The following is a 12,435-nucleotide window of genomic DNA, read 5'->3' as shown; positions in this document are numbered from 1 at the left end:
TTGGTCTAGGGAATAGGGCTGCCCTGGGTCGACCGGCCGGACAGCACGCTGTGTGGCTGATCTTCTGTGGGATGACGTGCGGCATTTCGCCGCCGCCGAGCCCCAGGTTCCCGAGCCGACCGCTGCCCGCATGGCTCATCCATCGCCCCGCCCGGTTCCCCCCGGCACCCGTGTGCCCATGACCTCCTACAAGAACGCCCGGCAGCAACACCTCGGCAAGATGCTCACCCGCCTCCAGCAGCATGCGTACCCTCTCGTCTGGCGGCGGACGGCCACCGAGTCGGCCTCGCCGCAGGCGGTGCCCGACTTGGTCGGACGGCTGCAGGATGACCGCGCGGATGCCCCGGCGCCGCAGGTGGCCGCGGATGGCACGTGAGGAGTACGCGCGGTCGGCCAGGACGGCCAGGGGCTGATTGCGGGGCCTGCCCAGGCCGGTGCGGGGCACGCGGATGCGGGACATCACCGTCTCGAAGGCGGGTGCGTCACCTGCCTGGCCGGCGGTGATGGTGAAGGCGAGGGGCCGTGCACGGCCGTCTGAGGCCAGGTGGACCTTCGTGCTCAGCCCGCCGCGGGAGCGTCCGAGCGCGTGATCGGCGGGCTCCCCGGAGTGAGCCGCCCCTTTTTGAGTGCTCCGGCAGCGTGCTGGTGAGCTCGGACGACCGTGGAGTCCACCGACACCGTCCAGGCGAGGTCGTCGTCAGCGTCGTCGGCAGCTGCCAGGACCGCGGCAAGGATGCGTTCCCAGGTGCCGTCCATGGCCCATCTGATCAGCCGCTTGTGAGCGGTCTGGAACGGGCCGAGCTCGTCGGGCAGGTCCCGCCAGGGCGAGCAGGTGCGGTACTTCCACGCGATGGCCTCCAGGGTCCGGCGGTGGTCGGCCCACCGCCGACCGCGGACCGGATCGGCCGGCATCAGCGGCTCGATCCGGTCCCACATCGCATCAGTGATTACTAACCGGACAGTCACATCCGATCAACTGACCAACCTCAAAGAGACACGCTCTAGTTCCAGTTCGATGGCCGGCAGGACGCCGTCGGTGTCGACCAGTGGCTTGTCACGCATCGCCGATCGGGTAATCGAGAGCCCACACCCCCGTGGTGACCCGCACCAGCTGGCTGGCGCACCCTCCCCGATACCGGCTTCACCTACATCTACACCTACCCCGAAGGCCGCTTCGTGCGGCTCATCGGCGCCCCCGAGAAGCTGCGCCGCACCGCCGAACCCCTCGACCGCACCGTAGGCGACGCTGCATGTCGCCGGGCGATCGCCGACATCGCCGCGCATGGCTGGGCGGGCTTCCTGAGCCTCGCCCCGCCCCTCGTCCCCGCTGGCTCTGACGTCTTCACCGTCGTAGCCAAAGGGGCGCGGAAGTAGTCCTTCCGACCGTTGTCACCAGGTCCGGTATGCCGAGAAGGGCCGTAGTGTTCCGTCGCCCCTGCGGACGGCGATGAACAGGTCCTCGTACCGGAACAGGCCCGCGAGCTCAGCGTTGCCGTCGTCCGTGTCACGGTCGAAGGTGCGGTCGTCCACCGTGTCGCCCGTGGCTGAGTCGTAGACATACAGCTCGTCGAGGCCCTTCCGGGCGCGGGTGAAGACCGTCACACGGCCGCTGCCGACGTGCATCGCCGTGATCTCCCGCCAGGCACCGAAGGAGTCCGAGCTCCACACCTCGCGCCCGCTCGCCAGGTCGAAGGCGACGACGCCGCCGGAAACAACGAAGAGCTTTCCGTCGGCGACGGCCGCGTCGCTGCCGATGACGTCGATCTGCCCCTGACGGCTGCCGTCCTGCCCGAAGGCGAGGTAGGCGTGCACGCCGTGCTCCACCGGCTCCTGGACCTTCAGCACCGTCGGCTCGTCGGACAGGAAGGACATGAAGGAGTTCGCCGCGACGGGCCGACGGCCGCCCAGCGGAACGGTCCATCGCTCCTTACCGTCGGCCGGGTCGAAGGCAGCGAGCTTCGCTTCGGTCTCGCACTCCAGGGCGGCGAGCACCTGCTTCGACGCAACGGCGACCTGGCGCGGCAGGCAGCCCTTCGGTACGGCGGCCCTCCAGCGCGGAGTGCCGGTCCGCAGGTCGAAGGCGCGGAGCGCCTGGTCGCCGGCGAGCACGGGCGGCATGCCCGCCTCCGGTTCCTCGCGCCAGCGCTCGTCCTCGTCGAGGAGCACGGCGAGGCCGGCCCCGGTGGCGACGACGTCGGAGTCGTCCTTCGCGTCACCAGAGCCCGGCCTGCGGTCGGTGCGCCACAGCTCGCGGCCGTCCTTCAGGTCGATCGCGGCGACGGTGCCACAGCCCTTGCCCTCCATGAGGCCGATCAGCGCTACGGAGTCAGCGGCGGTACTGGTAGCGCAGATCTCGGCCCGCCCGGGCACGGCATACTCCCAGCGCCGCTTGCCTGTTCCGGCGTCGAAGGCGGTGACGGCGTCGAAGCGGCTGCGGACGACGATGTCGCCGACGGCCCAGGCCGCGTTGCCGTACTCGGCGGCCTTCCGGTCGCGCGGAGCGTCCCAGACGCGCTCCATCGAGTCACCCGGCATGTGGCCCATCTCGGAGGCCACGCAGGAGGCGATGCCTCCGACGAGGGCGAGCGGAACACCGATCAGGACCAGCACGGCGAGCGCCCATCGCCATGGCCCCCGTGGTGTGCTGTCGTTCGTGCGCGTTGCCATACGGATCCCCACCCCTGGCTCGAGAAGGTCGAAGCCCCGTCAGGGTAGAGGACGCGTGATCATCCGCGCCGCTCGGTCGAGACGATCCGACAGACCCCGGCAACGACTGCTGCTGGAGATCGCGCTCGACACTGGCCTGTACCCCAGCGGTCTTTTCCGCCGCTGGGGCGACTGAACACCCCTACCTACAGTCGGGAGTGGGACGGGGAGCACGCGTCGGTGAGAGGTATTGCCAAACGGTCGACCCGAGCAGCCGGCAGCGCGGTCGCTGTCGGCCTGGCTGGGTATGCGGTCCGCGATCGGATCCGTGATTCGGGTGCGAAGTTCGTCTTCGGTTCCGCGCGGACATTGCGCCAGCGGACGTAGGCGGCGATGGCCGCGTTCTGCTCGGTCGCGGCTGCGATGATCGGTGCCGTTGAGCGTGCGGTAGCGCAGGGCCGCGAAATCGGCCTCGATCCACTTCAGCCAGGAGCCGTAGGTCGGCGGGAAGACCAGGGATGACATCGCGGACGTAGTCCGCACTGACCTGCATCAGCGAGGTGATGTCCTTGATCGTCTGACCCTGGGCGGACATCAGAACCACGATCGCCCGGCGGAGTCTCACCGGGCCCTTCGCCCTCCGGCTGATCCTCTGCAGCCTCCGCCCCTCCTCCATGCTCAGCGGCCGGACGAACACACTCGGTCGACGCCCCACGGCCACCTCCAAGATCAGCTGTTGGGGACAGTGTGCTGGCCGGCGGGCAGCAGGTCGATTACCCGACCGACGATGCGTGACAAGCCACTTGGTCGCCCCGGATTCGACCTCGACGTCGTAGGGCACGGCGTAGAGGTCGGTGATCTCGCCGAGGCCCCCGGGAAGCCCGTCCGCTCGACGGCCGTGTGGTCAGGGCGCGTCGATGAGGGTCAGGTCGGTGGGTGCGAGCGCGGGGGTTCCGCTCGCGTAGGCGGACTGTACGCGGGAGCGCTCTGTAGTGTTCGGCGTGGCGTTGGTGCAGGCCGTGCCGGCGCTCGACCCCGACATCAGATTGGCCAGCAGGCCAGGGGCGATGGAGGGGGCAACGGGCAGCCATGTCACGGCCTCAAACACGGGGCTGTCAGCCGCATCGAGGGAGGCGCGGCCACAGCCCCGACGTGGGCCTCTGGATCCCCAGAACACGACGATTCCGTTCACCCAGGGCCCATAAGCGAGCGCAGGATCACCCTTCGGCCAGTAGAAGGCCGTCCCGCCGCTCTCGTCCCATCGCTCGGCGGGCTGCAAACCCGCGGTCTCGGGAGCCTGAGCCGAGGCTGAGCAGTACTGCCGAACCTCGGCATGGCTGGCGGCAGCCGAGGCGCCATCCCAAATAGTCACGACCCTCCTTCACCCGGAACGACTCAACCACAGCGACCGCTACCAGCACTTCCACAACAGGCCCCTGGATGTGTGTTCCCGGGTACCGCGGGTAGCGGGGGCTGGCCACACCCCCGATCGGCCGGACAGCCGGATGGCCCGGTGGATCCCGTGTCGGCGACGATGGGGCGGTACCCAGCAAGTCGCCTACAGAGAAGGCAAGATCGTGCGCATCGTCACAGCCACCGCCGTCGTCCTGGCCCTCGTCGGCGCAGCCGCGCCGGCCGCCACCGCCCACCAGCCGGCCACCGACGGAATCTGGCGCACCGACGGCTACGGCACCGTGCTGTCCATCCGGAACGGAACCCTCCAGGAGTACCAGACCACCGCCGTCAGCTGCATCGCGGGCGACACCGCGCAGCGGACCGGCCCCGGCGCCTACACCACGCCTGGAGGCACCGTCCTCACCGTGCGCACCCGCGGGGACCGCGACCGCGCTTCCGTACGGCTGGACGGCGACGTTGGCGAACGGAACCTGCGCCGGATGACGGAACTACCCGACGCCTGCACGCGTTCCGCCCCCGGGGGTCCGCTCGCCGCCTTCGACGTCTTCTGGCAGTCCTTCGAGGAGAACTACCCCTTCTTCGCCGCCAAGGGCATCGACTGGCACGCCGTACGAGACCGGTACCGGCCCACGGTCCACGAAGGGACGACCCCCGACGAGCTCTTCGCCGTCTTCAGCAAGATGGTCGAGCCGCTCCACGACGCCCACGTCGCCGTCTGGGACGGCGACGGCGACGGCGACGGTGACCCCGACCGGGCCTTCGCGCAGGTCCGCCCAGGCACCGTCCGGCCCGACGGGAAGCTCGACGCCAAGGTCAAGAAGCTCGTCGTGGAGCGCGACCTCAAGAACGCCCGGAACCTCCAGGACTTCGCCGCCGGGCGGATCACCTACGCCGACCTCCCCGGCGGGCAGGGTTACCTGCGGATCTCCGGCTTCGGCGGCTACGCGGGTGGCGAGGCCTCCTACGCCGCCGAGCTGGCCGAGCTCGACAAGGCGCTGGACACGGTCCTCGGCCAGGAGCGCACCCGACACCTGAAGGGCCTGGTCATCGATCTGCGGATCAACGGTGGCGGCTCCGACGCCATGGGGCTCCACATCGCCGGGCGGCTGACCGACACCCCCTACCTCGCCTACTCCAAGCGGGCCCGCAACGTTCCCGCGGACCCCACCCGGCACACGCGCCCCCAGCCCCTGTACGTCACGCCCGCCCAGGGCCCCCGCTACACCGGACCGGTCGCCGTGCTGACCGGCGGCTCGACCGTCAGCGCGGGAGAGACCTTCACCCAGGCCCTCATGGACCGGCCCGGCCGGACCGTGCGGATCGGGCAGCCCACGCAGGGCGTCTTCTCGGACATCATGGTGCGCAAGCTCCCCAACGGCATGTCGGTCTGGCTGCCGAACGAGGAGCTGCTGACCCGGTCGGGCAGGACCTTCGACGGCGCGGGCATCCCGCCGCACCTCACCGAGCCGGTCTTCACCACGGAGGAGTTCGACCAGAACAAGGACTCGGCCTTCGACCGGGCCGTGAAGGTCCTGCGGGACTAGGACGGCTCCTCCCGGAGACGCCCTGGCCCCGCAGCGCCTCCTCCGACTCCCCGAAGACGGGGGAGGGGTGGCGGATCTCGAGCACGTCGATCTCGAAACCGGCGAGGATGCCCCGGCTGGTCCGGACGGTGCGCACCTTGCGGGTGTGGGCCAGGTGGCAGTCTCGGCCCGGCGAACCTGTCGGAGCGCGACCCGTCAGCAGGCGCCCCGTGCCTGTAGCACGCCCAGGAGCAACGACATGTGCGCGCGGCGGGTGATGACGTACACCGGCACGCCGTCGTCCTCGCACTCCAGGATCAGCAGACCCGGGCCACCGTAGAAGTCGCCGCTGGGAGCCGTCCAGGTCGCCGGACGGACCCGGAGCGGGGTCAGGCTGCTGGGCACCTCCCGGCGGTATGCGACACCGGCCGGGTCCGGGGTGGACGCCAGCGAGCCGTCGGGGGCCACGACCAGGGTGGCGCCGCTCCCGGCATACGGGACGTCTCCGTGGACCCTGCCCGGGAAGTGCCGCTCCTTGGTGGGCACGAGCGTCGCCACGGCGACGGTGCGATCGGGGCTCAGGCGTCTTCTCATGACCGGGGCTGCGATCGCACAGGCCACGAGGACGACCGGAACGCCGAGTCCGACGAACCCGAACGCTGCCCCGATGCCGTCGGTGGGCCACGGCGCGAGCGCGCCGAGCACGGCAAGACCGAGCGTGAAGAGCACGACGAGACCGCCCTTCCAGGGGCTCGGCCTGGCGGCGGTCCGGGCAAGCCGGGTCGTCGACACGACTCCCAGTCCCAGGAAACCCGCCCCGAAGAAGCCGACGCCGAGTCCCAGGGCCAGGAGGGGCTTGTAGTCGCCGCGTACGTCCGCCTCCGCGTACTTGCGGACGGAGCCGATGTCGACGTACCGGATCTCCCCCCGCCAGTACGTGGCCTTCAAAAGCGCGCCCGGCCCGGAGAACGGCAGGCTCTCCGGCTTGCCCCTGAGCCGGGCGCGAGCAACCGTGCCGTCCGCTTCCGTGACGTACAGCCAGTACGTGGTCTTGTTCTTCATGACCTGCTCGCCGTCGGTCCGGTCGAAGCGCACCTTGACCGTCCGCAGGCAGTCGTCGTCATGGCGGCTGGCCGGGGAGGCGCAGTCGACCGCGGCTCGGTAGGCGAGTTCCTCGTCGTACGCGGCGCGCGCGGGAAACAACACCATCCAGGCCGCCACCAGCAGGAGCACACTGAAGATCACGGAGGCGACCCGCTCGCCGCGAAGCGTCGGGAGCTGCGAGGAGTTCGACGTAGTAGTCACCCGTGCATGGTGTGCCGCTGGTGGCGCCCGGCACCATGGGTACTCCGCGCACACTTCGCATCCCTGTTGGTTGCCGGGAACCGGCAAACCGTGCGGGCCCAAGGCCGGGGGCCACCCCTCGCGAGCGGTGACGTTCGTTCCGACCACTGGAGGTGTGGTGGCCGAGCCTGTGCGGGTGCGCGGACTGACCAACCAGGAAGGGCAGAAGCTGCAGAAGATTGTGCGCCGGGGCAGTGCGAGTTCGCTGTCTACCGCCGGGCGATGATGCGCTGGTCGATCCCCAAACTCGCCGCCTGCCTGCGCCGCGTGCACGGACGCATCATCCGCATCGGCCGGGAAGCCTTACGGTGCCTGCTGCTGCGCCGCGGCATCACCTTCCAGCGCACCAAGACCTGGGAGGAGTCCCCCGACCCGGAACGCGACGTCAAGCTCGACGGGATCGAGCACGTCCTGGAGCACCTCCCGGACCGGGTCTTCGCCTTCGACGAGTTTGGGCCCCTGGGAATTAGGCGGTTTCGTTTGGATCAATCGGCCGTTGTCCGGGTGTGCCGTTGACTGACGCGCAGTGGCGCGGATCGAGCCGTTACATCCCAGACCGGACACCGAAGCGGGGTGGCCGCTGGCGGGATCATCGTGAGGTGATCGACGCGATCGCCTTCAAGTTCGAGACCGGCACGCAGTGGGTTCACCTGCCGGAGAAGTACGGCAACTGGCGGGGTGTCTACAACCGGCTGCGGATGTGGGCCGTCGATGGCACCTGGGAGCGGGTGTTCACCGCTCTGGTGGCCCAGGCCGACGCGGACGAGGACCTCAACTGGGCCGTGTCGGTGGACTCCACGGTCGTGCGCGCTCACCAGCATGCGGCCGGGGCCCGCAAAAAGGGGCCCCGGCCGGCGAACCGGCCGACCACGCCATCGGCCGGTCCCGCGGCGGACTGACCACGAAGATCCACCTCGCTGCCGATGGCGGCTGCCGACCCCTGGCGTTCGTTCTTACCGCCGGACAGGCTGGCGATGCGCCTGCCTTCACCGATGTCATGGCCCGCCTAAGCGTTCCCCGTCGACGAGGAAGGCCCCGCACGAGGCCGGACCTGGTCCTGGCCGACAAGGCGTATTCTTCCCGCGCGATCCGCGAGCACCTGCGCAAGCGCGGCATCCGGGCAGTGATCCCCGTCCCGGCGGACCAGCGCGGCCACCGGCTCCGTCGCGGCAGCCGAGGCGGCAGGCCACCGGCCTTCGACCGCGAGACCTACAAGCAGCGCAACACCGTCGAGCGGTGCATCAACCGCCTCAAGCAGTGGCGAGGCATCGCCACCCGCTACGAGAAGACCGCCACCATCTACCTGGCCGGTCTCCACATCGCGGGCATCTTCCTCTGGTCCGCTCGGTGATCCGAACGAAACTGCCTAGTGACCTGAGTCAGAGATTCTTCGGTAGATCGTCGGCTGCGGTCCATCCGCTAGATCCGACGGCGCTCACGAACGCCGCTGGCCACAACCTCTATCGGCCGCCGTCGATGCACCAGGTATCCAGCAGGAACTACCTAAGGATCTCCGACTCGGGACACTAGGATGCGACTCAGGGCGCGACCAGCGAACGGCACGGCCAGGGCCCGGCACGTCGCCATGACAGCCTCCGGGCCCTCGGTGCACCTTCTACGTGGGCGCCCGGCCCAACGAGGGGCGCCCAGGCCGGTCACGCGGCCAGCCGCTTCACCTGATCGTCGGGGCAGCCGATCGCCCGCCACTCCCACTGGTCGTACGTGGTCGCCGAAGCATCGGCAGCGGGGCGTAGTCGATGCGGATGCCGATGCCGCGGATTCGCCGCTCCAGCCGCGCGGCCCGCCGGTTCAGCGCGTCCTCGTCGCCGTTGTCCAGGACCAGGCGCACGACGGGGAACTGCTCGCTGCGCCGGTACCGCTGCCGCCACAGCAGACGGGTGGTGCCGATCGTGCCGCGCTCGCCCTCCTGGTACGTCGCCCGGCTGTACGCCTCGTACGCGTGCAGCTTCTCGACGAGCCGGGACATCGACATCGTGAAGCGGTCGACCTCGACGAACTCGACCTTGGCGCCGCGGTTGGGGCGGTACAGCACCGCATCGGAGATGACGCCGCGCACCTTGTCGATGGGGTGGGCGACCTCGACGTCCCAGTCCATGAGGGCGGCGTTCCACTGCACCAGGGTCTCGGTGACGGCCAGGCCGTGCTCGGCGAGGCCGGCGGCTATCGCCTTCTCGCCCGTCGCCGCGTTCGGACGGATCGGGATCTCACCGCCCTCCAGCACCGCTCGCTGGCCGGTCGTCGTCAGGTGGTAGACGTTGCTCCGGCCGGACTTGCCGTGGCCGACGAACCCGAGCGTCTCCAGGTCGCGCAGCGCCCTGCGGACGTAGCCGTCGCCGACCCGGTTTTCGGTCGTCACCGTGGCGATCTGCAACGCGCCATCCGCACGCGGGCCAACATGGCCATCGCCAGGCCACGCTGACGCGGGGTGGAAGTCAGAGACCTCACTCCTTCCTCCGCCGGATCGGAGTCAGGAGTAGAGGTGTCCTGCTCCCCAGACCCCCTTGACCAGGCTGCTCACCTGCGGATTCGTTGCCATCTGCGCGACGGGACGCGGACCCGGGGCCGTTCCCGGACGGGCGCCCGCCAAGCTGCCCGCCGGCAGGCCCGTCGCCCGGGGTGTCCTGGTGGTCGTGGTCACGGTTGTTCAAGGCGGTGCTCCCTCGTGATCGCGGGGCCCTCGAGCCGGGCGCCCCTCTCACCTCCTACAGGTGTGGAAGATCGGCTCGGTGTGACACTTCGCGCGGAGAACTTCGGAGCGGACGGCGACAGGGCGGGGCATGGAACTGGCGGATCGGGCAGCACCAGGCGTTGAGCGGCACGCCGAACAGGCCGCCGAGGCTGCCCGTCACCTGGCGGACGCCTCTGGCCCTGGCCGCTGGTGCCCGGCGCGTCCGGCTGCCGGGTGGCGCGCGTCCTGCCGAGACGTTGACCTCGGCGGAACACCGCGGAACACAGCCTGGCGGTGTTCGAGGCCGTACGCAGTCTGATCGGGTGATGTCGGCGTTGTTTGATTGATGCAGGTCACCGCCGTGTGCGGGGCCATGGTGCTGACGTGACTCAGATGACGCCGCCAGCGGCCCCCAGCCGGGAGAACTCCGCGCCGGAACCGCCGTTCCTGTCCCTGCACACCACTGTCGTCCTGCTCACCGCATTTGTAATTGGGATCACGGTGGGTTTCCTGACTGTCCTGACCCAAGTGCCCGTGGCGGGCGCCGTGCTGGCTGGTCTGACTGCGTCGGGTTCCTCGGTGCCTGCGCTGCGCTCCTTGATCGGGCGCCCTCAGTGAGCGGCCCCGGGCTCGATCAAGCCCTGCTAAGTGATCTTGTTTAAGAGCCGGTCGACGAAAGCATGTCGCTTAGCGAGCTTCGAGCAGCGGGCCAGCTCACCTCGGACCTCCACGGTCCACTTGGCCTGCGGGCCCATCCGCCTCTCAAGGATGTGAAGCAGCTCAGTGAGGGCGGCTGCCGCGCCGGCCGCATCTCCTGCCTTGACGCGCCATGCAGCGATCTCTTCCCAGGTGTGGAGGGTGTCAGTATGGTCCGGCCCCAGTACTTCCTGACGTACAGGAAGCAGCTCAGTGAGGGCCGCTGCCGCGCCGATCGCGTCCCCTGCCTTGCCGCGGTAGACGGCGATGAAATATTGGGTGCGCAGTGTGTCGGGATGCTTGGGCCCTAGCACTCGCTGGCGTACGGCAAGCAGCTCGACCAGTTCTGCTTTCGCGCTGACCGCATCCCCGATCCTCCCCCGCGTGTGCGCCAGGTACTCCAGTTCGGTGAGAGTGCGCGGGTCCTCCAAACCAAAATGGTCAACCGCCTTTGTGACAGTCGAGGTGGCCAGCTTCAGTGCCTCTTGGTGGTCACCTCTATCGGCCGCAGCCATGATGAATTCCGAGTAGTCGGGCAGCACGTAACCGCGAGCTTTCCGGTTGTCCGGATCCGCCTCGATGTCCGTTTCCTCGGCGACGTCGTCTGTGACGCGCGGCAGCACGCGGTCGTCGTGCTCGTTGCTGGTCGAACCCTGGGCCAGCGCTTTGGCGACGTCGTCCGCGATCGGGTCCGCATTAGCGCCCGCTCCTGCGGGCTGACGTGCCTGCGGCTCAAGGATGTCCGCAGCGGGGAGCGCGGGGCGGCGGCGGGCGGCCGCGCGCAGGGCTTCGAGGGTGTTCCAGTGCTCCCGCCATGGCTGTAGCCGGGGGTCTCGCCGCTCGGGTGGGTCGATCTCTTCGCCGTCGTCGTACGACAGCAGCGTGCGCACCAGCCACAGCAGTCGGTCGAGCGACGCGGGGCCGCGTTGTCCGGCGAAGATCTCGCTCATCGACGCTTTCGATACTGCCGAGTGCGCGCCGAGATGCTTCACCCCGCGGGTGCGGATCCTGTCGTAAGAGGGGGCCCCGCGTCGCCGTTTCAGGTCGACGAGCGCCTCTCCGAGCTCTCGGAGCGCTGCCTCGTAACTGCCGTCACTATTCCTGCCACTGACCGCCACGCCGCCCCCCGGCTTGATGCTGTGGGCAGCAGGGTAGCCCGCTGCCTCCGCAACGTCGACACGACGGTAGGCCGGGCTGGTCGATCCGCGGTCGGCGGCGGTGGCCGCTACCACCGACGTACGCGCAGTGCTGGGCCTGGGCCGGGGCATCCACTCGGCTGGGTCCTGGTCGGCCTTGGAGCGGTTGGTCTTGGCGGTGACGGCGGTCAGGGAGCGCTCGGCGTCCAAGTCGTTGGCGTACGCCTGGCGCCGCGCTGGCGTCCAGGCGCTGGCGCCGGAGTCCCAGGCCTTCGCGAGCGGGACGATGTGGTCGACGTCCAGCGTTGAGGCGGCGGTGATCCGCTGCTCGTCGTACATCGACCACCACACCCCGCCGGTCAGCGCGCACCGGGCGCCGACGGTCGGCGGCTCGCTCGCCGCGGTGATCAGGACTTCGGCGCGGGTGTTGCACCCGCCGCGGCCGGCGTCCACCCAGTGCTTGAAGAGGCTGCGGGTATCACCGTTGCGGGACTCGGCCGCATCGGCAGAGAGGCGATGGTCTGGCCCAGCGGCACGGTCACCACGGCTCGCGGCGCGGGAGCCGCGTCCGCCTTGGCCGGGGCGGTCGTCAGCGCGGTCAGGGGCAGCACGGTGAGCGCGGCCGCGGCGCGGAAAAGAGAAGTGATCATGGGGCGAGGTGTACCGGCTCCGGGGCCCTACGCCGAGTCGCTCGTCGAGGGTGTATCAGTCGCGCGGGGTGGGCAATTCGCCGGGGAAACGTTCGAGCAAGTGGTCGGACCCGTGCTCGGCTGCCGGGGTTGCCGGTTGTCCCAAGCCGAACAAGGCGGTGGCCCGCGCGTACGCGGGGCCACCGGGAGTCGCCAGCGGGGCCGGGACGGCGGAGCAGCGGTGGCGGTACGGAAGAACGGTGGCGGACTCAACGGCGCCAGCATGCGGGCGAGCGACAGACCCCGGCGGTCTCGAGAAGAGCGGCGGGAACAGCACGACGTGCCCCCGACGACGG

The 12,435-nt window shown here is 69.8% G+C and carries 6 protein-coding genes and 5 pseudogenes; 5 read left to right on the top strand and 6 right to left on the bottom strand.

The window, feature by feature from the left end; translation table 11 throughout:
• Window positions 1-52: 52 nt before the first annotated feature.
• Entirely contained in the window at window positions 53-376 is a 324-nt protein-coding gene (locus ABZZ38_RS22300) for a hypothetical protein (RefSeq protein WP_356742714.1), read from the top strand.
• Here ABZZ38_RS22300 and ABZZ38_RS22295 read toward each other — a convergent pair.
• Window positions 263-966: pseudogene (locus ABZZ38_RS22295) on the bottom strand (IS5 family transposase); the annotation flags it as partial. The gene ABZZ38_RS22300 and the pseudogene ABZZ38_RS22295 overlap by 114 nt on opposite strands.
• Window positions 967-1,176: 210 nt before the next feature.
• Here ABZZ38_RS22295 and ABZZ38_RS22290 point away from each other — a divergent pair.
• Window positions 1,177-1,374, top strand: a complete 198-nt coding sequence (locus tag ABZZ38_RS22290) for a hypothetical protein (protein ID WP_356742650.1) — start codon at window positions 1,177-1,179, stop codon at window positions 1,372-1,374.
• Window positions 1,375-1,389: 15 nt separating this feature from the next.
• Here the strand turns inward: ABZZ38_RS22290 and ABZZ38_RS22285 are convergent, their stop codons facing one another.
• The gene (locus ABZZ38_RS22285; protein WP_356742648.1) at window positions 1,390-2,667 is read right to left on the bottom strand and encodes a PQQ-binding-like beta-propeller repeat protein; all 1,278 of its coding nucleotides are present in this window, start codon (window positions 2,665-2,667) and stop codon (window positions 1,390-1,392) included.
• A gap of 883 nt (window positions 2,668-3,550) precedes the next feature.
• Window positions 3,551-3,709 (bottom strand): annotated as a pseudogene (locus tag ABZZ38_RS22280) (snapalysin family zinc-dependent metalloprotease); the annotation flags it as partial.
• Between the two features lie 514 nt (window positions 3,710-4,223).
• Here ABZZ38_RS22280 and ABZZ38_RS22275 point away from each other — a divergent pair.
• Entirely contained in the window at window positions 4,224-5,606 is a 1,383-nt protein-coding gene (locus ABZZ38_RS22275) for a S41 family peptidase (RefSeq protein ID WP_356742646.1), read from the top strand.
• A 195-nt stretch (window positions 5,607-5,801) separates the two neighbouring features.
• Here ABZZ38_RS22275 and ABZZ38_RS22270 read toward each other — a convergent pair whose 3' ends face one another.
• Window positions 5,802-6,890 carry a hypothetical protein gene (locus ABZZ38_RS22270; RefSeq protein ID WP_356742644.1) on the bottom strand — a complete coding sequence of 363 codons (1,089 nt, stop codon included), beginning with the start codon at window positions 6,888-6,890 and terminating at the stop codon, window positions 5,802-5,804.
• Window positions 6,891-7,047: 157 nt separating this feature from the next.
• Between ABZZ38_RS22270 and ABZZ38_RS22265 the strand changes: the two are divergent.
• Window positions 7,048-7,400 (top strand): annotated as a pseudogene (locus ABZZ38_RS22265) (hypothetical protein); the annotation flags it as partial.
• 35 nt (window positions 7,401-7,435) lie between these two features.
• Window positions 7,436-8,280 (top strand): annotated as a pseudogene (locus ABZZ38_RS22260) (IS5 family transposase).
• A 321-nt stretch (window positions 8,281-8,601) separates the two neighbouring features.
• Here the strand turns inward: ABZZ38_RS22260 and ABZZ38_RS22255 are convergent.
• Together ABZZ38_RS22255 and ABZZ38_RS22250 are read right to left on the bottom strand one after the other, a co-directional pair.
• A complete protein-coding gene (locus tag ABZZ38_RS22255) occupies window positions 8,602-9,306 on the bottom strand; it encodes a replication-relaxation family protein (RefSeq protein ID WP_356742642.1) in 705 nt (234 codons plus the stop codon).
• A 2,270-nt stretch (window positions 9,307-11,576) separates the two neighbouring features.
• Window positions 11,577-12,100: pseudogene (locus ABZZ38_RS22250) on the bottom strand (HNH endonuclease family protein); the annotation flags it as partial.
• Window positions 12,101-12,435: the final 335 nt, after the last annotated feature.

This window comes from Streptomyces sp. NPDC006368 (genome assembly GCF_040612535.1).
Lineage (GTDB): Bacteria > Actinomycetota > Actinomycetes > Streptomycetales > Streptomycetaceae > Streptomyces.
This window is presented reverse-complemented; position numbering and strand designations above follow the sequence as displayed.

Bases quoted from the DNA above. Each gene is read 5' to 3' on its own strand.
- ABZZ38_RS22285 (WP_356742648.1), bottom strand. From the start codon at position 2,667: ATGGCAACGCGCACGAACGACAGCACACCACGGGGGCCATGGCGATGG.